This is a genomic window from Rhizobium indigoferae (assembly GCF_034554815.1).
GTDB lineage: Bacteria > Pseudomonadota > Alphaproteobacteria > Rhizobiales > Rhizobiaceae > Rhizobium > Rhizobium leguminosarum.
Map to the genome: position 1 here is coordinate 257,022 of NZ_CP140639.1, position 19,242 is coordinate 276,263.

The window sequence follows — 19,242 nt, forward strand, 5'->3', positions numbered from 1 at the left end:
TCAGACGCAAGGCCGAGATCGAGGTAGACACCGTGAACAGCGCAGGGAAGCCCCCCATCTTTCTTGATGGATTTTCAACAACGCCCCTCGCGCCCGAGGCGCGCGAAGCCATGCTTGAGGCCTTGTCTGTCACTGGCAACGCGGGCTCCATGCATTTCGCCGGTGAGCATGCCGCCACGACTGTCATGCAAGCGCGATCGGCTGTCGCAAGATTGATTGGTGCGGCTGCGTCCGAGATCACATTTACCTCCGGTGCGACGGAAGCCAACAATCTGGCGATCCTTGGTGTTGCGCGTTGGGCGAAAAAGACCCGACCGGAACGCCGCCGTATCATTGTCTCGTCAATCGAGCATAAGGCCGTCAGCGCGCCGGTGGATCATTTGAGCGCCGCCGGTTTCGAGGCTGTTGTCGCACCGGTCGATGTATCGGGACGGGTCGATCTTCAGGCTCTGTCGGAGCTTGTCGACGATAACACGCTGCTCGTCTGTGTGATGGCTGCAAACAACGAGACGGGTGCCATACAGCCGGTCGCCGAGGTGACAGCCATGGCACATGAACGCGGTGCGCTCGTCCACTGCGACGCGGCCCAGGCGGCTGGCAAGATTGCGATCAACGTTTTATCCCTTGGTGTAGATTATCTGAGCCTGTCCGCCCACAAACTATATGGTCCAATGGGCGTAGGCGCACTCTACGTCTCAGCCGTCGCCCCTCGGCCAGAGCCGCTGCAATTTGGTGGTGGACAACAGTCCGGTCTGCGCCCAGGGACAGAACCCGTGCCGCTGATTGCCGCATTTGGCGCGGCGGCCGATCTTGCATTGAAGAATATGGTCTCCGACTCAGTTCACGCCAGGGACTGTACAGAAAAGTTCCTCGGTAGGCTTGCTGAACATCAACTCCGTTTTATCAAGACGGCGGGCGAAGCAAAAGTCATTCCCGGAAGCTTAAGTTTGATGTTAAATGGGCTCGAAGCCGAAGATCTTGTCATGTCTGTTAGCAGGCATGTGTCGATTTCGACAGGGTCAGCCTGCTCTTCTGGGCAAATAATTCCTTCCCATGTCTTGAAGGCTATGGGTAAAAGCGACATAGAGGCCAGATCTATAGTTAGGATATTCTTCAACAGATACAATACAGCGGCAGATATTCTGTGCGGTGCCGATATCATTGCGGCAGCCGCTGGAAAACTCACCCGCGCCACTGGACGGTTCGTCCAGTAGCATTTACAAGGGTGGGATGAGGAAGACGCTAGACCCTACAACCCGCGTGCAGTTCGCCGGACATGAAACGTTCCCGCTTCGCCTGTTATGGCTGAAGAAGGCGTTTGATGCCGTCGGCGCTGGCGCGTCATCCGGAACCTTTCAGGAACAAAGTGCAATCGCACGTTTCGGCGTTGGCCGCAACATGGCCGTTGCAATGAAATATTGGGCGCTAGCGTCGCGCTTCATCGAAGAGAAGGAAAGGGCGCTGTCACCAACGCCTCTCGGGAGCTTGATCTTGGCCGATGATGGCCTCGACCCCTTTTTGGAGCGCAACGCGACTATTTGGCTGGCTCATTGGTCGATTGCCGGCGATCCTGCTTTTACCACGACCGCCTATTATGCCTTCAACGAGCTTTCGGCAATCGAGTTTGATCCGGCAACACTTGTTCATCAGCTTCAACTTGAAGTGAGCCAACATGGCTGGCGGGCGACGCATGGCACGATCAAGCGAGATGTCGACGTCTTTCTTCGAAGCTATGTCAGGCGCCCGGGAACGCAGACGGACGATGCGGCCGAGCCGCTGCTTGCCGAGCTTAATCTCGTTCGCGAAGCCCGGTTCGGTGGCTGGTACGAATTCGTCCATGGCCCCAAGCCAAGCTTGCCCGACGGAATTTTCGCCTTCGCCCTGAGCGAATTCTGGGAGCGGCAGGGCGGATCCACGGCTTTGACTGCAGAGCGCATTTGTTATGCGCCGGGATCCCCTGGCCGGGTGTTCAAGCTCGATGAAGACAGCGTGATTACGAGGCTGATGGGACTGGAGGCCTTGACGAAGGGAGCATGGATCTGGACCGATACGGCCGGGCTCAGGCAGGTCCAAAGGGTTGGCGATCTAGCACCATTGACCCTTGTGGCAGCGTCTTACCGCAGCCCCGCGATGGGGGCAGGGCCATGAGCTCGCTCTCATCCACCGTCGAGATCAATCGCCGGTTTGCCCGTTCAGCGCGTCTGGACGCCGATCTGAACGGCACGCCCCCGCTGGTCGGGTACGTCCTTCAGGCAAGCGTCGAGAAGTCACTCACCATTCTCGCCTCCGCGCAAATCGACAGTCGGCAGGGCGCCTTCACCTGGACGGGACCCTATGGCGGCGGCAAGTCGAGCGCAGCGCTGTTGTTGGCCAATCTCGTGGCCGGCAAAGCGGAAAACCGAGCGATCGCGAAAGAGATTGCTGGGCCGACATTATCTGGACTGTATGAGCGCGCGTTTCGTGAAAACAGTGGCGCCTGGCTCACCGTTGCGGTGACCGGCTCGCGCGCCGCACTGCGCCAAGCAATCGCTGACGCGGCGGCCCACAGCCTGCGCTGGACGAAGGCTACATTCGAGCGCGCCACACAAAGCGATCAGGCGTTGATCGAGCTGTTGATGACAGCTGCGACAAAGTCCGGCGGTGTTCTGCTCATTCTCGACGAGCTCGGCAAGATGCTCGAACACGAGGCCCTTGATGGTGGCGACATCCATCTCCTGCAGGATTTGGCCGAGCACAGCGCGCGCAGTTTCGGGCGATTGGTGGTCATCGGCATACTTCACCAGGCCTTCGACCAGTATGCGGCGCGCGCGGCCCGAACCTCGCGTGATGAGTGGGCAAAGGTCCAGGGACGGTACCAGGACATATCCTTTCTTGCTGGCGCAGACGAGACCGTCGCACTGCTCGGGCGAGCAATTACCGTTAATGCGAGGCCGAAGGTGGCGATCGGCGCGGCACGGTTTGTCGCAGAGGCGATCGCCAAACGCCGTCCGACAGATGTCGATGGGCTGGCGCACGCTCTAAGCGAGACGTGGCCGCTCAACCCGGTGACGTCACTGCTGCTTGGCCCTGTGTCGCGCCAGCGTTTTGCCCAAAACGAGCGCAGTGTCTTCGGTTTCTTGAGTTCCGCCGAGCCTGCAGGCTTCCAGGAATTCATTGCCGGCGCGAGGCAAGACCAGACCTACAACCCTGATCTGCTTTGGGACTATCTTGCGTCCAATTTCGGGATGTCGTTGGCGAGCGGCGTGGACGGCGCGCGCTTTAGCCTTGCCTTCGAAGCGGTGGAGCGAGCGAGTGCCAAGGGCTCCGCCTTGCACGTCTCTTTGACGAAGTCTGCAGCGGTCGTCGAGTTTTTCCGTAATGGCTCAGGGCTTGCCTTAGCCGACGATATCCTTGCCGCAGCGACGCCGAATGTCTCGGAGGCTCAACGAAATGCGGCCATTGCCGATCTGCTGTCTTGGGCGATTTTGATCCGGCAGCCGCGGCTGAATGGCTATGCATTGTTCGCAGGCAGTGATTTTGACCTTGAGGAGGCCATTGCGAAGGCAAGTACCCAGCTCGACTCAACGCAGTTGGAGACGATCTCACAGCAGATCGGCTTGGGTTTTGCCACCGCCAAGCGGCATTACTTCCGGACCGGCACCTTGCGCACGTTCGAAGTGACCGTCACGTTGGCGGGACAAGCCGACAGTGCGCAATCGATCGCAACGGCCCTCTCCCGGCGAAAGGGGAGGGCAAGCGGCACCCTAGCGCTAATCCTCAATGATGGCACACTCGATTCGACCGAGCTGGAGAACCGCTGCAAGTCAATCGCGAGGCTGTTGCACAGGGATGAGGTAATCGCTGCGGTCGGCAGTGTCAGAGATGGTTTCTCCCTTCGTTTGAACGCGTCCGAACTTTACGCGGTTGACCGGGTCTTTCGGGATCATCCCCAGCTGGAAGGCGATCGCATCGCACGGCGCGAGATTGCCGCAAGGCGATCGACTATCATCAATGACCTGCACCGGGATCTCGAACACGCGCTCAACACCACGAAATGGTGGTTGGCCCCCAATCCCTCCATCTCGATCAAGGAACCAGTCACCGTCGTCGCCTCCGAATTGGCGGACGAAGCCTACAAGGACGCGGTGATCATCCACAGCGAACTGCTGCAGCGCGACAAGCCGTCATCGAGCGCCATGGCGGCTTCACGGGAGCTATGCCACGCCATGGTCGCCCGTCATGATCAGAAGGATCTTGGCTTTGAAGGCTATCCGGCCGCCATGGGCCTTTATATTACTGTTCTTCAGTCGCTCGGCCTGCATGGACAAACAGTTGAAGGTTTTGGCTTCACCGAACCTGAAGGGTCCGAGCAGGCTTCCTCGCTTACACCGGCCTGGAAGCTTTTGCGCAATGCCGATAATATCAACTTGGAACACCTATACCAGACATGGGCAAAACCGCCGATCGGCCTGAAAGCCGGCGTCATGCCGGTCATCGCGCTTGCCGGTATCCTCAGCGATCGTGAGCACATGGCCGTCTATATCGATGGCGTGTTCCAGACTGTTCTCGACGATGTATTCGTCGACAAGTTTCTACAGCGTCCATCCGATGTTCGGTTGCGCCGCATCGACCGCTCCCTCAAGCAAGTCGAATTCCTGAATGGATTGGCACAACGGTTGGACGTCAGCGATGCGACTGGATCCCTCTTGATCGCGCAAGCCCTGTTTCGCCGGTTCGAGGACCTCCCTCTCTATTCACGGCGGACGGACACCCTCGATCCCAACACCCTGCGCGTTCGAGCCGTCGTGTTGAAGTCGCGCGATCCCGAAGATCTGCTGTTTGAAGCCCTTCCAGCTGCGCTCGACGATGATCCAAAAGCCGACATCGTCTACGCTGCTTTGCTTGAGGCCGAAGGAGCTTACCCGGCGCTGTTGTCACAGCTACACCAATCGCTTGCGCGGTCGTTGGCGGTTGACCAGGTAACATTCAACGGACTTTCCGAGCGGGCCGAAGCGGTCAAGAATTTGACGAACGATTTTGCTTTTGAGGCATTCGTCATGCGCGCTGCCGCCTTCGAGGACGGCGCCGGCGACATTGAGGGCATCGCCAGCCTTCTGCTCCATAAGCCCGCTCGCAACTGGTCGGATCGTGATCGCGAGCAAGGGCTACTTCAACTGGCGCGCTATGGCAGACAGTTCCGTGAACTGGAGGCCCTTGCGGTCGTTCGCGACAGGCGCTCCAGCACGGAGGCGCTTGCCTTGGTGGTTGGTGTCGATCCGACGACCCGCCCGCTTCTGCGCAGCTTTATTCTTACCGAAAGCGAAAAAATAAAAGCGACTGTGCTGGCTGAAGACCTATTGAAAACGCTTGGCGGCAACAACGACTTAGCACGCATTCAGTTTGCGGCTCTTGCGCGAGCGGTGGCGAGCCTGGCGGCGGATACGGAGGCGGTAAACCATGAAGTCTGAACGTCATATCCTCGGGGTTTCGGGCGGACGCGATAGTGCAGCGCTTGCCGTCTTCATGCGCCAGCATCATCCCGAATTGCCCATCGAGTATTTTTTCACTGATACCGGCAAGGAGCTGCCGGAAGTCTACAGTTTCCTCGACCGGCTCGAAGGGTTTCTCGGCAGGCCGATCGAACGGCTCAATCCAGATCGTGACTTTGACTTCTGGCTTGCCGAATATGGTAACTTCCTGCCGTCGCCGCGGACCCGGTGGTGTACCCGACAGTTGAAGTTGCGTCCTTTGGAGCAATGGATACGGCCCGACCTCGAGGCAGGCACCGTCATTCATTCCTATGTCGCAATCCGGGCCGACGAGCCAAGCCGGGATGGCTATCAGGCAACACATCCGAATATGCGCGTGCATCTTCCGCTAAGGTCTGCTGGGATCGACCGGGCTGGCGTCATCGAGATGCTCGGACAGGCATCGGTCGGTGAGCCTGAATATTATGATTGGCGCTCCCGATCCGGATGCACGTTCTGCTTCTATCAGCAAAAAATCGAATGGGTTCGATTGGCCGAGCACCATCCGGACAGGTTCCAAGAGGCGGTCGACTACGAGAAGACGGCGATCAACGACGGTTCACCCTTCACCTGGAGCCAGGGGGAGAGCCTTATGGAGTTGGTTGAGCCGGCGCGTGTCGAGCAGATCAAAACCGATTATGATAAGCGCCGCGAGCGGTTGCGCCGGGCAAGGCCGGTCAATCCGTTGTCCGGCCGATCTGCTGACAGCATCGACGACGTCTATGGCATCGACGAAGCCTCAGCCGGCTGCGTTGTCTGCCATAAGTAGGCAGGTACGACCGACCTATAAAACATGCTCTAGATCGTATCGGCGCAACGTATCGCGCAGCACGTCATAGGCCCCATAGCGATTGTCGGATAGTTTCGCAAATTCGGCGACGCGCTTGAGTTCGTCCACGATCAATCGTTTCGCATATTCTTCGTGCTCGCCGACGCTTTCGGGGACCACGACGATGAAGTCATGGATTGTCGCACGATCTTTCCCAGGTGCCCGGCGCAGAATGCGACCGCGCCGCTGAACGAACTGGCGCGGGTCTCTCGAGCTTGCCAGGATGAACGCCGTCGCGCAGGCGGGAACATCAATACCCTCGTCCAGACATCTGATCGCAACCATGGCGTCGATCACGCCGACGCGAAAATTCTCCAGAATGGTCGCGCGGTCTTTGCGCGGTTCGCGGGACGTGAAGCGTGAGATATCCCACCCTGCGCCATCAAGGAGCTCGCTGACCGCTTCGATTTGCCGTTGCTCGAACACATTGTCAGCGTCGTCGTCATTTTCGACAGAACCGTCACCGCAGTAGAACAACGTATGACCGGTGGGTCCTTGCGCCTGAACCAACCGAGCCAGAACCGGCAGCTTGTTGGCACATGAAGCAATCAGTCTCGACCGACGCATCAACAGTGCCTTTAATGGCGTCGAAAGTTCTTCGGCGCCGTTATTGCCCTTAGCAAACAGCTTGCCAATTTCAGCCGACAGTGCAAAGAATTCGGCTGTTTCGTCGAAGGTCAATTCGATGACATGGGGGTAATAGGAATAGGGAGTCAGAACCTTGTCGGTGATGGCTTGCGACAACGTGTAGTGAAAAACCTGGTCGCCGTAATAGGACTGCAGCCGCTGGTTTCTGCTCTGATCTAGATAGTGATCAGGCGTTGCCGACAGGCCCAAACGAAAATCCGCGTTCTGAGGAAGCGCTGTCGCAAATGACGCCCCGCCATGATGGTGGCACTCGTCGCCGATCCAAAACAACTTGTTCGGCTTGATCTGCGACAGACACTCCTGGAACTCCGGCGTCTTCAGCGTCCTGTTGACGACAACCACCGCAGTGAACGCCCGAGCGCCGATATTGGTCTCGTGGATGGCAACTCGAAGAGCGTCGCTCCATTGATCCTTGGATACGTAACAGCGGATGGGGAATATGTTATAGGCCGAAAGAATGTCGCACCATTGGTCTGCGAGGTTTTGGTACGGGACGGCAATGACACAGACCAGACCTTTGACCTTCTCGGCAAGTTTAACGATGGCATGGATGGCCGTAACCGTTTTACCCGCACCGGTTGCAAGATCGAGAATGCCATGGAAAGCGCCTTTGGCGCGCCAATTCTCAAGCGCATCGAGCTGATGCGGCCGAATGCTGTAGGGTTGACCGTTGATGGTGAGAGGTTCGGTCGGTCGCATCGACTGACGCTCCGGCCCCTCCTGTCCAAGCGACACTCGGGTCGCAAGCGCCAGCTCGAAATCTGGATCCGGTACATAGTCCAAAGAGCGGGACAACGCCACGAGATGGTCTTTCACGGCCGCTGGAATGTCGAGGACTGCCGTTCCTCGACTCTTGTTGGCCCAAAGGCGCTCGAAGCTCTGTGCATGCGGCTCGTAGTAGCCGGCGAGTTCGCTTTTCCAGGACGGAAAGACGTCGATCGATTCATAATTGTAGGCCGGCAACAAAGCATGGAGACTTTCATTGGCGGAGCCGGCAAAGACGATGGCATCCCCCAAAGCGTCAGTGATAATGCCGATCTTGTCGTGATACATACCGTTGGGCCGCAGAGCGATCTTTACCTCGAGCCTGCCATGCGCTACGAGCCAGGCCAGAGTTTCGATGCGGTTCTGGAAGAGCGCGTCGCTCACGCTGGAAATCTGCGCCAACAGTTCGCGTCCGAGCTGCTCGGATATTTCCTTGAGACGATATCCCTCCAAAACCGCGTCGAGATCGTCCTGGTCGCAAAAAGCGCCGAGGACCAGCCGGATCTGTCCATCATTTTTGACGAAGTTCGAAAGTGCCTGAGCCGCGTAGTTCAAAGCTGCGGCCGAAAAAAATCCGACAGCCCTGTCGTAGCGAGACGCCAAGGAAAGGGCAGGGACATAGAATTCAACAAGAATGTTGTCGGTGTCGGACTTGTAGACCGACTTCAGTGCAAGATCCCGCAGCATTTCAGAACTTCAGGTTCGACAGATCGGGGGCTAGATCATCGACGTCGAGATAGCCCATATCGCTCAGTGCCTCGACTATGGCGCGATCGGGATATTCAGCGCCGAGCCGTTGCAGAACGTCACGGATGATGAACAGCCCGCCGTTTGCGTACTCCTCAAAGATCTCCGCGCAACGCGGTTCTTCCCCGTCTTTCAAGATGTCGGTATTTCGGGCTTCTGCCAAGGCGATCAGCCAAATAAGGTCTTCGGCTTCGCCTCGCTCGAACTGCTGATAGGACACGTCCTCGACGCCCTCGCCGCGATCAAGCGGCGTGCGCCGTTTCTCGGAATAGCCGAGCAATGCTGCAAAACACAGCAACTCGCGAATGGTCGGAAAGATCGAGCGTGAGAGGCCGGGAAGCTTGGTGACGAGCCGCTGCACCATCTCCTCATGCACACGGCTTCGATTGATGTTGGGAGCGCGTGGCGACATCATTGCACCTCCACGATCGAGGTACCATCGAACGATGCCTCGAAAAGGGTCGTTTCGATGATCTCGTGACCGAACTGTCGTGTTTCGATGTGCTTCAATCCGCGTTCGCCCTTGTTGTGGCGGACCAAGACATACTGCTTACCGATCCGTCCCTGCAGTTTCTCCATGACCTCGTCGGCGGCTTGAGACTGCGAAAGCAACAGAACAACCTGGCTGGCCATCCGCGGAATGAATTCGGCGGTTGCGGATCGGTAGACGCGGTCCAATTGACCGAAGGGAGAATCCAACACCAACGGCGCAATTGTTCCCGGCAGGAGCGACATATCCTGCGCACCCTTGCGCAACTTGGCGAACTGCACGAGCGCCGCTGTAAAAGCCAAGCCTAAGAGCTGGTTCTCGCCGCTCGACTTTGGCAACGCGATCCCATCCGCATTGCGCAAGCTGACGACGTAGTCATCGGACATCTGCAAGGTCAGGTTTTTGCGGCTCGTCGCCTCGATGATCTTTCGGATTGTCGCGCGCAAAACCTTCTTGGCCTGTGCCTCCTCGTCGCGCAGCCTCACTTCGAGCGAACCCTTGATTTTTTCGCAAAGCGCACGTCTTCGAGCAAAGATCCTGGTCTCGACATCTTGTGCAGCGAGAAGATTGATTTCGCGCTCGTGACGGGCAACTTCATGGCGCGCGGTCTTGAGGTTTTCCTCAAGGGTGCCGCGCGCGCGGTCCAAGGTCGATAATTCCTTTCGCAACTCCTCGCGTCGAGACTCGCGTTCGGCAATGTCGCCGAAATTGACACCCTTGAGCTTGGCGCTGACGTCGGCAAGCCTTGCTTCGATGAAGCCGATTTCTTCGTTTGTATGGGCGAGTGAACGCTTGGCCGCCATCAGACGCTCAGGTGCCTTGGCCCGTCCTGCTTTTAGGTTGGTCAATCGGCCGCGGACTTTGGTGACCCTGTCGCGCATCGCCTGGTTCGCAGCGTGGTTGAGCAAGCTTGCAACCTTTCTCGCGATCTCGCTGCCGGGCGCTATATGGGCGCCGCAGATGCAGGTTTCATCATGGAGCAGATCGCGAACAAACTCTTCGTTGTAGGGTGAGGGAATGCGACCGCGATGCTCCTCGCTATCGATGAATTCGAAAGCTTCCTCGGTCAAACGTCTGGAAACGATAAACCGGCCCTCGTCTCCAAGCCATTTGAGGACATCGTCTTCTTGTTCCGAGCGGCGACGTTCAGCGCGGACCATCTGCCCCTGCAGGCTGTCGCGCTCGCCTTGCAGGCCCTTGGCTTGCGCGGTGTTCCGGAGTTTGTCCTCGATGTCAGTGATCTGGTCCTCGACACTGCGCCGTTGCAACTCATTTTGCGCAATCAGGTCCTTCGACTGGTCGATTTGTGTGTTGATCGTATCGATCAAATTGTTCAAGTCAGTGATCTGCGTGGAGTGGCCGGTGCCGGGCATTTGCCGCCGAAAGGCCTTGGAAATTGCCTCCAGATCTTCAATTGCTGTTTCAATCAGCGTGCAGCCAAGAATGTCGCGCACAGCGTCGCGAATTGCGGCCCGGTTTTGCTCACCGAGGAAAATCTCGGCATGTTCCCCATCGAACAGAAAGTGGCCCGCCATCTCGCGAGGGATAACGGTGTTGATGAAGGTGTCTTCCGGCTCAATGTCGTAGATTTGGCTGCCTGCCTCAAGCCGCGCCACCCTAAAGGGCTTTTCAGAGGCCCCTGTCGCCCCGGAGCGCTGAAAACGCTTGGCGACATAGCGACTGCCATTGTGTTCAAATCTGACTTCTACGGACGCTATCATGCGGCCTTCCGCCTTCGCGTCGTAGTTCAGAATGTCTTCGCTTTTTTCAAAACGCGCGGTGGTCTGCCCGTAAAAGCACCACAGGAGCGCGTTGAGCAAGGTCGTTTTCCCGACACCATTCTCGGCGTAGATGATGGTTACGTTTCGCTCGGGGTCGCCGGAAAAGCTGATCGTCGATTCGCCATAGAAGCATCGGAAATCCTTCAGCCTGATTTCCTCAATTTCCATCGTTGGCCTCGGCCTTTGAGGCTTTTTCGATGAGCTCGCGGATTTTCCTTTGGCGCTCCGTCTTCACATTGCGTTTTTCGAAGTAGTAATTGCGCTGTATCGAGATGATCTCTTCAACGAGTTTTGCATCTGCATCTTCAATTTCTTGGTCAATCATCTCGCTCCCCACAATAACCAACTCAAGGTGGCAGAAATTCTTTTGCTTCGCAATCACTACCAGCGATTTGCGTTAATACCGGCCGCCCATCCTGGGCAGAATGACGTCTGTTGGGTCGAATTCTCCCTAGAGCACGTCCATTTTAATCGGGGTCATATCCGGCTGCTGCGAAGTAGTTTGCACATTCCTGCGGTTTGAAGTGCGTGACGATTTTGCCGACGGTATCCCACAAGGCGTCAACGGAGCGCTCGGCTCTTGCGCGCAGAAGCGCTTTAAGTTTGGAAAAGGCCATTTCAATGGGGTTAAAGTCGGGACTGTAGGGCGGGAGATAGAGCAGCCTGCCGCCAGCAGCTTCGATGGCCTGGCGGATACCATCGGCTTTGTGAGCCGGCAGGTTATCCATGATGACAGTATCACCCGAACTGAGCGTCGGCACGAGAACCTGTTCGACGTAGGCCAAGAATGCCGCACCGTTCATCGGGCCGTCGAGAACCATCGGTGCCGTCATGCCGGAAAGCCTGAGCGCGCCTGTAAAGGTCGTGGTTTTCCAGTGTCCGTGGGGAACGGCCGACCGGCAGCGTTGTCCGCATAGGGATCGCCCGCGCAGTCGAGCCATCTTCGTGGAAAGACCGGTCTCATCGATAAAAACCAGTTTGGCGGGATCGAGATCGAGCTGGCCATCAAACCATTCCTGACGCCGGCTCAAAAGGTCGTCTCGCTCCTGCTCCAGTGCATGTGCGGTCTTTTTTTAAAGGTCCAGCCCCGCTTGCGGAGCCACACGTCAAGAGCACTACGGCCGATCGATACGGATTTATCCGTGCTCAGGCGCAGGACCATCTCGTTGAGCGTGATGTCCTTCTCCACATCGATCAAGCCGATGATAAATGCCTCATGCGCATCCAGCCTGGAGCCAGAACGTCGGCCTTGTTTGCCTGCGGTCAATTGACCCTGTCGCGCATTGGCGATCCAGGCAATGGCCGTCGAAATCCCAATCCCAAACCGCGCCGCCGCCGAGCGTGCAGACATCCCGTCTGCAGAAGCCGCCAGAACACGGCTGCGAAGATCATCGCTTAATGCACGTGACATCCCTATCTCCCTGACTCGAAGGCAACGAATCACGGCAAACAGCGACTGTCATCTCAATTCCGATTCCGCGTTCAACGGACGCGCTCTAGGCCTGCCACGAGAGCCTTCGCGGAAGAACTTGTAGAATACCGCATCCATTCACCCATGCCTGGATTTGAGCTTACCCACGAGGACCTTTCGGATGATCTCCGACACGTCCGATTCCGAGGATGCCGAAGCTTCGCGAGATCGCTGAGACGAGCAAAGACCATAGTTGCGCGCATCGAAGTCCGATGCCCGTTTGGCAAGTTGGGCTCCGGCCCGTCCAAGGTGGGCTCGGCCATCTTAGTGGGCTGAGGCGGCAACCGCCTTTTTGAGCATCTTCAAGGCCGCTTCATCAAGCTTGAGGCTGGGTAGCGATGGCCGATCTTCGGAACGGAACTTGGAGGCTGCTGAAATTCACATAACTCGGAATTATGTGAGATAGGAATACCTTGCAAAACTGCCGTTGAAGTCCTCAATCTCCAATTTAATCATGTTGTTAGCCGACCTTGTGCAAGGGGCCCGACGGTTCGAGTCCTTTCAAGGCGTCGGATGTTCCCGATGGGCCAAATGTGTGGACCGGCTGCATTTCGCAAATGCGCGCATGAAAGCCGAAAAACTATCGGGACGCGACGGCCGGCGTTTCGTTTCAGCGGTCAAGAGATTCCATGGTCAGCTACTCAGAAAAGCCGCTCGATCGGCCCCATGGGAAGGGCAAGCGATAGAAGCTTGTTGAATGTTAGGAAGATCACGAGGCCCAAGCCAGCTCCGATCGCGAGATCGGCCGGAAGTGCGCGTAGCCCAAAGGAGTGGTCCAAAACGGCCATCACCGAGTAAGTAATGAACGGCAAGCGAACCTGAGAGATGATTGGTCACGATCAGGTGGCGGCCGGTCGGATCGAGCGCCATGTCGACAGGGTTCAGGCCTGCCGACGTGGAATGGCCGATGGCCTGGAGGCGGCCATCTTCCCCAATGTGAAACGAAGACATATCAGTGCCGTCACCGTGGACCGCGTAGAGAAAACGACCGGTCCCCTCTACGGTGAGGAACGATGGATTGGGACGTGTTTCCTCGACCGCGACCAGTTGCCATTGACCGGTCTCATCTATACGGAATACCGAAATTCCCTTTCCGCGCGCGTTGCGCTCGCGCGTCGTTCGGCATCCGACATTCATAAGCGAAATTGCTTCTCACTATAGCTGTCCCGTCGCTTTGCGCAGGTTGCCGCAACTTCTTGGCAGCCCGCCGGTCATTCTGCCGTGATGGCAGCCGATTTGATGATCTCGGCGAACTTGGCCGTCTCTTGCTTTATAAAGCCGCCGAACTCCTGCGAGGAGGTCGGCACGAACTCGGCGCCGGTTGCTGTAAGACGTTTGGCGGTCGCATCTTTCCGCACCACATAACCGTTCTGTGGTGACGTGTTCGTGTTCCGGCCCAAGCGACGCGATCGCCTGCGATGCATTTAATGGGGATGGCTATGGCATAATCCTGGCGACGAAATGGCTGGAGCAGGGCAGAAATCGCCATTCTGGAATATATATAAATATATTCTGATTTATATCCTGAAATACGAGTCACATATTAAGTACGTCAATAACATCACCTCTACCAATATCTCCGGGCGGCATATATATTTTGCGATATATTCTAATCAACACCTTGCGTATCTAGGATGTTTTATTAGGTATCTCCTCTATCGAAGGAGATGTGGACAATTATGGATTCTTCAACAGAACAGGTTCCCTCACAGGGAACGAAGGTCGCGCATGCGGAGGAGGAAAGGCATGCGCAACCGGCATCGGGGATCGCTGCGTTCATCCCGAAGAGCCTCGGCCGTGTGAACGATCCAACCGATGCGTTGCGTCAGCTGATCACATCGCCAGACCTATCATTCCTGATGGAAGCTCACGATGGCCTATCGGCCGCGATTGCAAGAAAGGCGGGGTTTGCAGGACTATGGGCTTCAGGGCTCTCGATTTCGGCAAGTCTTGGATATCGGGACGCCAACGAGGCGAGTTGGACCGACGTCGTCGAGGTCGTCAGCCGCATGGTGGATGCCAGTGGACTGCCGATCCTGGTCGATGGCGACAGCGGCTTCGGCAATTTCAACAATGCCCGTCTGCTGGCTGCCAAGCTCCTGCAGCGGGGTGCCGCTGGCGTGTGCCTGGAAGACAAGGGCTTCCCGAAGTTGAATTCGTTCGTCGGCGATCGTCATCTCCTCGCTGACATTGATGAGTTTTCGGGACGGCTCAAGGCCGTGAAGGATACAACCGGAGACGACTTCATACTGGTCGCGCGGACCGAGGCACTGATCGCCGGCCACGGCCTCGAGGAAGCGCTCCTGCGCGCCGAGGCTTATGCCGCAGCCGGCGCGGATGCGATCCTGATCCATTCGCGCAAAAGCGTCCCCAACGAGATCCTGGCCTTCACAGACCGATGGCAGAATAAGCTGCCGGTCGTGATCGTCCCGACGAAGTATTACAAGACACCGGTCGCGGCCTATCGCAGCGCCGGCATCTCGACGGTTATCTGGGCGAACCATGCGATGCGCGCCGCCGTTGCCGGCATGCGTCAGATTTGCGCCCGGATCATCGCCGAGGAAAGCGTCGCCGGCATCGAATCGGATGTTGCAACGCTCGACGAGGTCTTCCGCCTTCTCGGATATGACGAGCTGACGGCCGCAGAAGAGCGATATCTACCCAAACACGGCTGAACTGGCCAAACAGGCCAGCTCATTTCGACACAACGAGAATCCAGTAGGAGGCGCACATGCTTGCGCAACGGACAGCCTTGCTCAAAGGATCGGGAACGGCTGCAGCGCGCGCCGCCGCGAAAGAGGCGGTCGATGCCGGCGTTCAAGTGGTCGATCTGACCGCGGGCGAGATCTGGACCGATCTGGCGCCGACAATCCGCGATGGCGCGATCGCCGCGATCGACAAGGGGATCAACCGCTACACCGACACCGTCGGGCTGATGGACTTGCGCGAGGCGCTTGGCCGCAAGCTGACCGCGGAAACCGGCCAGGCCTGGGGAGCAAGCGAGATTGCGGTGACGGCCGGCGCCAAGCAGGCGTTGTTCAATGCCGCCATGGTGTTGCTCGATCCGGGCGACGAAGTCATCATTCCCGCGCCCTATTGGACGACCTTTCCGGCACAGGTGCAGATCGCGGGCGGCGTACCTGTTCATGTCGATACCAGGGCCAACGGCTTCGTCCCTCGCATCGAAGATATTGTTGCCGCGATCACCCCACGGACACGCGCGATTGTCATCAACACGCCGAACAATCCGACCGGCACTGTCTATGACAGGACGCTCTTGCGCGCGCTTGGCGAGCTCGCCATTGAGCGCGATCTCTGGATCATCTTCGATGAGTGCTACCGCGATTTCATTCACACGGATGTTGGCCATCATTCGATCGTCTCAGTTATTCCGGAAGCACGCTCCCGCACTGTGATCGTCAACGCCTTCAGCAAGGCACTCGCTCTGACGGGATGGAGGATCGGCTATCTCGCTGGGCCGGACCATCTCGTCAGATCCGTCACGGCCCTGCAATCCCATACCACGTCCAATCCGAACGTGATCGCCCAACACGCGGTTTTGCACCACTTGCAGAACACAGACGGGACATTTGAAGCGAGGTTGCAGAACCAACTCACGGCCGCACGCAACATGGGTCTCGGTGTGCTTTCAGGCCTGTCGCGTATCCCGGTGCCGACGGCGATGGGTGGCTTCTATTTCTATCTCGACATCAAGAACCTGGTGGCGCCTGAGCCATGGAACCTTGTGATCGGCGACCGCGACGTCGACATGCTGGTTCGCGAAATGATTGCGAAGGCGGGCGTCGCAACTGTTTCCGGCACTGCCTTCGGGGATCCCTTTGGCATGCGCCTTTCCTACGGGATCCCGTGGGATCGATTGCAGGAGGGGCTTGGCCGCCTTGTCGGGTTCCTCAATGCCTGGAGCTATGGGGCCACGCCCGAAGCCGAAAACAAAGAGAAGGATCGTCATGACCATGCATTTTCCGACCAAGGCCGTCATATTGGCGGCAGGCTCCGGATCCCGGCTGCGACCTCTCACTGACCTGCGGCCCAAGCCGCTTGTCGAAGTCAATGGAACCCCAATTCTTCACAACGCGCTGCGCAATCTCGAAGCGCTCGGTGTCGATGACGTCACAATCGTCGTCGGCTACCGGAAGGATGCCATCCAGTGTTCCTGCGGGACCCGGTTCGGCAACATTGCGATCAGCTATGTGGAATCGAACGTTTTCGACCAGACGGGCAGTGCCTATTCGCTCTGGCTGGCCCGCGATGCCCTTCTGTCGGGAGACACCTATCTGCTGGAAGGCGATGTCTTCTTCGACATCGACGCACTTCGCAAATTGTCCCTCTATGAAACGGGGAATGTCGCGGCCGTGGCGCCATTCGAACGGTCGATGGAGGGATCGGCGGTGGTCCTGAGCGACACCGGCAACATCGTCGAGGTGCGGATGAAGCAGACTGCGGCGAACCTCGTGGAGGGGAATCCGCCGCTTTTCAAGACGATGAACCTCATGCGCTTTTCCGGCGATGACCTTCGCAAGATGATTGTTCCCTATCTCGACGACCATATCGGTTGCGGCGCCGTGAAATCCTACACGGAAGAGCTCCTTTCGCAGCTCGTCGAGCGCAAGGGCCTCCAGATCGCGGCAGCCCGTTGCGACGACGTGCGGTGGTACGAGATCGACAACGAGGCGGACCTTCGCATTGCCGAGGCAATGTTCATCACCGCCCGTGAGTTGGCCTGCTAACGGCTTTGCCCGGGAGGACGAACATGCTTCGCTATTTGATAGATCCGGCAAATGCGATCACGACGGCCGGGCTGATATGCTCGTCGCTGAGCTTGTACCTGGCGCTCAATGGTCAGATCGAGCTGGCGGTCGCGGTTGCATTGTGGGCGGTTCTGGCCGATCATCTGGATGGCGTCGTGGCCGGCCGGACACCGAACCGGCACCCGGACATGGCCAAGATGGGAAAGAGCCTCGATGGCTTCGGCGACCTGATCTATGGGGCGGTTCTGCCCGCAGTCCTGATCCTTCAGATGAACAGCGTTTCGCTGCTGTCGCTGTTCATCGCATCGGCGCTGCTGCTCGCCGGCGCCATTCGACTGAGCTATTTCGCAAATTTCGGAAAGTCGGAGGATGGACGGTTTTTCGGCGTGCCACTCTCCTACGACATCCCGCTGATGGCGGCCCTTGTCCTCATTCAGCCCCTGGTGCCAGCGGAGGCGTTCCTGCCGATGGTGAACCTCATGTTCTCGGCGCTTGCCGTCGCCCACGTTGCATCCGTGCGGGTGCCGTCGCCGAATAATGCGATGTATCTCGCGATCACCGTCTTTGCCGTGGGGGCCTCGGCCGTGCTTGCCCAAAGGGGGCCGTGGTGATGACCATCGCAGAACAGCAACATCACGCGACATTTCAAAATCAATCCGACGCCGCTTCGAGGCCGGGAGATATCTATCGATCGTTCGGCGTCGAGCCGATTGTCAATTGTGCGGGCGTTCGAACCAATTATGGAGCGAGCAATCCCGCCCCGGAAGTGATCGAGGCGATGAATGCTGCCGCGGAAGCCTTTGTCGATCTCGATGAACTGGCTGAAGGCCTAGGCCACCGGTTCGCGATGTTGACGGGCGCGGAATGGGGCCTCGTTACCGCAGGAACAGCCGCAAGTCTGGCGCTCGCGACAGCCGCGTGCATCGCCGGCAACGATCCCGAAGCGATGTTGCGACTGCCTGACACGTCCGGAATGGCGAACAAGGTCATCATCCCGGAGGATCATCGTTTCGCCTACGAACAGGCGATCCGTTTAGCCGGAGCCCAGATCGTCAACGTCCAGACGGCCGACGAATTGTCTTCAGCCCTTGGGACCGGCGAAGTTGCGATGGTCTGCCTGTTAGGCCGGAATGAAGGTTCGTCTTCCCTCCCGTTGGACACGCTCCTAGCGTCGGCACATGCGGCCGGTGTCCCGGTTCTGATCAACGCGGCCGGGTTGTCTCCGGCCAATCCGGATCGATGGATTGGTCGGGGCGCCGACCTCGTCGTCTATGCGGGCGGGAAATACATCCGCGGGCCGCAATCCACGGCCATCGTGCTCGGTCGAAGGAAGCTTTGTGAAGCGATGTGGTGGAACAGCGCTCCTCATCAGGCCTTCGGCCGCAGCATGAAAGTGGGAAAGGAAGAGGCGGTTGGGGCCGTCGTCGCCCTGGACCGCTGGATCAACTCGGCGGCGGCTGAAAAGGAACGCGACGGCTGGCGCCCTCGGCTGCAGAGGATCGCCGTTCACCTCCACGACATCGCGGGTGTGGAAACGAACGTCCTGTCATGGGCCGGATCCGTTACCGCCATCCGGCTAAAGGTGAGCTGGGATAAGAGCGTTATTCCCCTGGATGCGGAAGGTCTGCGGCTGGCGCTGCTGCGGCAACGGCCGCGGATTCTCATCCACGATTTCTGGTCGACACCGACATCGATCATCCTGGATCCCATAAATCTCTCGGATGATGAAGCCGACACGGTCGGACGTGCCCTTTCGGCCATCTTCGTCAGGTCACAGGAGTTCGCCACGTCGGCGCAGGTCCCTCCAGCAGAGACGGACGTCAACGGGCTTTGGCACGTCGAACTTTCCTTTCTTCACGGGGCGAGAGAGCACCGCATCGAACTCCGTCAGCACGACACGAACGTCACGGGCATTCATCAGACTGCAACTAGCCATGGCCGGATCGTCGGCAAGATCCTGGGCTCAAAGATCGAGCTCGAGGCCGAGCACGAAGCAACCCCCATCCATTTGTTCTATCGGTTCGAGGGGATGGTCGGGCGCGACGGATCGATTGTCGGAACCGCCCGCCTCGGTGGCGCGGCACCCGAACATCTGGGGCCGGTTTTCAAAGGGCAGTACGGGCCGGGCACCTGGAGCGCCACCCGAGTCGCCCCCACCCAGATCACTACCGCTCCGGCAGGTGATGGTGCCATTTCGGAGGGCAGAAAATGCTAAATGAGGATCTGACAAATCCA

The 19,242-nt window shown here is 58.1% G+C and carries 15 protein-coding genes and 3 pseudogenes; 10 read left to right on the forward strand and 8 right to left on the reverse strand.

What is annotated here, in order from left to right; genetic code table 11:
* The first annotated feature begins 32 nt into the window (after positions 1-32).
* Genes U5G49_RS36525 through U5G49_RS36540 form a run of 4 tightly spaced genes read left to right on the forward strand, consistent with a single transcriptional unit; the run spans position 33 to position 6,276 of the window.
* Positions 33-1,214 carry a cysteine desulfurase family protein gene (locus U5G49_RS36525; RefSeq protein ID WP_193446023.1) on the forward strand — a complete coding sequence of 394 codons (1,182 nt, stop codon included), beginning with the start codon at positions 33-35 and terminating at the stop codon, positions 1,212-1,214.
* A complete protein-coding gene (locus tag U5G49_RS36530) occupies positions 1,162-2,148 on the forward strand; it encodes a DUF4007 family protein (protein ID WP_246289376.1) in 987 nt (328 codons plus the stop codon). The genes U5G49_RS36525 and U5G49_RS36530 overlap by 53 nt, the downstream gene beginning before the upstream one ends.
* Positions 2,145-5,447, forward strand: a complete 3,303-nt coding sequence (locus tag U5G49_RS36535) for an ATP-binding protein (protein ID WP_193446022.1) — start codon at positions 2,145-2,147, stop codon at positions 5,445-5,447. Before U5G49_RS36530 ends, U5G49_RS36535 begins: the two co-directional genes overlap by 4 nt.
* Positions 5,437-6,276, forward strand: a complete 840-nt coding sequence (locus U5G49_RS36540; RefSeq protein WP_193446021.1) for a phosphoadenosine phosphosulfate reductase family protein — start codon at positions 5,437-5,439, stop codon at positions 6,274-6,276. Before U5G49_RS36535 ends, U5G49_RS36540 begins: the two co-directional genes overlap by 11 nt.
* A gap of 15 nt (positions 6,277-6,291) precedes the next feature.
* On the opposite strand, the gene U5G49_RS36545 is transcribed toward U5G49_RS36540, so the two are convergent.
* The 8 genes and pseudogenes from U5G49_RS36545 to U5G49_RS36580 form a co-directional block, all read right to left on the reverse strand.
* Positions 6,292-8,436, reverse strand: a complete 2,145-nt coding sequence (locus tag U5G49_RS36545) for a DEAD/DEAH box helicase family protein (RefSeq protein WP_193446020.1) — start codon at positions 8,434-8,436, stop codon at positions 6,292-6,294.
* A 1-nt stretch (position 8,437) separates the two neighbouring features.
* Positions 8,438-8,911, reverse strand: a complete 474-nt coding sequence (locus U5G49_RS36550; RefSeq protein ID WP_193446019.1) for a DNA phosphorothioation-associated protein 4 — start codon at positions 8,909-8,911, stop codon at positions 8,438-8,440.
* Positions 8,908-10,935: an AAA family ATPase gene (locus tag U5G49_RS36555; protein WP_193446018.1), complete on the reverse strand. Its 2,028-nt coding sequence runs from the start codon at positions 10,933-10,935 to the stop codon at positions 8,908-8,910. The genes U5G49_RS36550 and U5G49_RS36555 overlap by 4 nt, the downstream gene beginning before the upstream one ends.
* Positions 10,925-11,092, reverse strand: coding sequence for a hypothetical protein (locus tag U5G49_RS36560; protein WP_193446017.1), 168 nt, complete (start codon positions 11,090-11,092; stop codon positions 10,925-10,927). Before U5G49_RS36560 ends, U5G49_RS36555 begins: the two co-directional genes overlap by 11 nt.
* 142 nt (positions 11,093-11,234) lie before the next feature.
* A protein-coding gene (locus tag U5G49_RS36565) for an IS630 family transposase (RefSeq protein ID WP_193446016.1) occupies positions 11,235-12,178 on the reverse strand; the annotation gives its coding sequence in 2 pieces (ribosomal slippage) (positions 11,235-11,842 and positions 11,842-12,178; 945 coding nt in all).
* Between the two features lie 701 nt (positions 12,179-12,879).
* Positions 12,880-13,005 (reverse strand): annotated as a pseudogene (locus U5G49_RS36570) (tripartite tricarboxylate transporter TctB family protein); the annotation flags it as partial.
* Positions 13,006-13,063: 58 nt separating this feature from the next.
* Positions 13,064-13,375: pseudogene (locus U5G49_RS37255) on the reverse strand (lactonase family protein); the annotation flags it as partial.
* A 74-nt stretch (positions 13,376-13,449) separates the two neighbouring features.
* Positions 13,450-13,638: a hypothetical protein gene (locus U5G49_RS36580; protein ID WP_193446014.1), complete on the reverse strand. Its 189-nt coding sequence runs from the start codon at positions 13,636-13,638 to the stop codon at positions 13,450-13,452.
* Between U5G49_RS36580 and tnpB the strand changes: the two are divergent.
* The 6 genes and pseudogenes from tnpB to U5G49_RS36605 form a co-directional block, all read left to right on the forward strand.
* A pseudogene (tnpB, locus tag U5G49_RS37260) lies at positions 13,604-13,718 on the forward strand (IS66 family insertion sequence element accessory protein TnpB); the annotation flags it as partial. The gene U5G49_RS36580 and the pseudogene tnpB overlap by 35 nt on opposite strands.
* A 196-nt stretch (positions 13,719-13,914) precedes the next feature.
* Positions 13,915-14,913, forward strand: coding sequence for a phosphoenolpyruvate mutase (gene aepX / locus U5G49_RS36585; RefSeq protein ID WP_193446047.1), 999 nt, complete (start codon positions 13,915-13,917; stop codon positions 14,911-14,913).
* Between the two features lie 56 nt (positions 14,914-14,969).
* Complete coding sequence (locus tag U5G49_RS36590; protein ID WP_246289370.1) at positions 14,970-16,280, forward strand: aminotransferase class I/II-fold pyridoxal phosphate-dependent enzyme; 1,311 nt, start codon at positions 14,970-14,972, stop codon at positions 16,278-16,280.
* Positions 16,207-16,986, forward strand: a complete 780-nt coding sequence (locus U5G49_RS36595; RefSeq protein ID WP_193446013.1) for a phosphocholine cytidylyltransferase family protein — start codon at positions 16,207-16,209, stop codon at positions 16,984-16,986. Before U5G49_RS36590 ends, U5G49_RS36595 begins: the two co-directional genes overlap by 74 nt.
* Before the next feature lie 23 nt (positions 16,987-17,009).
* Positions 17,010-17,618, forward strand: a complete 609-nt coding sequence (locus tag U5G49_RS36600) for a CDP-alcohol phosphatidyltransferase family protein (protein ID WP_193446012.1) — start codon at positions 17,010-17,012, stop codon at positions 17,616-17,618.
* Positions 17,618-19,222: a hypothetical protein gene (locus U5G49_RS36605; protein WP_193446011.1), complete on the forward strand. Its 1,605-nt coding sequence runs from the start codon at positions 17,618-17,620 to the stop codon at positions 19,220-19,222. The genes U5G49_RS36600 and U5G49_RS36605 overlap by 1 nt, the downstream gene beginning before the upstream one ends.
* Positions 19,223-19,242: the final 20 nt, after the last annotated feature.

Coding starts and splice junctions, on each gene's coding strand:
- U5G49_RS36550 (WP_193446019.1), bottom strand. CDS start 8,911: ATGATGTCGCCACGCGCTCCCAACATCAATCGAAGCCGTGTGCATGAG.
- U5G49_RS36590 (WP_246289370.1), top strand. CDS start 14,970: ATGCTTGCGCAACGGACAGCCTTGCTCAAAGGATCGGGAACGGCTGCA.
- U5G49_RS36545 (WP_193446020.1), bottom strand. CDS start 8,436: ATGCTGCGGGATCTTGCACTGAAGTCGGTCTACAAGTCCGACACCGAC.
- U5G49_RS36540 (WP_193446021.1), top strand. CDS start 5,437: ATGAAGTCTGAACGTCATATCCTCGGGGTTTCGGGCGGACGCGATAGT.
- U5G49_RS36535 (WP_193446022.1), top strand. CDS start 2,145: ATGAGCTCGCTCTCATCCACCGTCGAGATCAATCGCCGGTTTGCCCGT.
- U5G49_RS36560 (WP_193446017.1), bottom strand. CDS start 11,092: ATGATTGACCAAGAAATTGAAGATGCAGATGCAAAACTCGTTGAAGAG.
- U5G49_RS36600 (WP_193446012.1), top strand. CDS start 17,010: ATGCTTCGCTATTTGATAGATCCGGCAAATGCGATCACGACGGCCGGG.
- U5G49_RS36605 (WP_193446011.1), top strand. CDS start 17,618: ATGACCATCGCAGAACAGCAACATCACGCGACATTTCAAAATCAATCC.
- U5G49_RS36555 (WP_193446018.1), bottom strand. CDS start 10,935: ATGGAAATTGAGGAAATCAGGCTGAAGGATTTCCGATGCTTCTATGGC.
- U5G49_RS36595 (WP_193446013.1), top strand. CDS start 16,207: ATGACCATGCATTTTCCGACCAAGGCCGTCATATTGGCGGCAGGCTCC.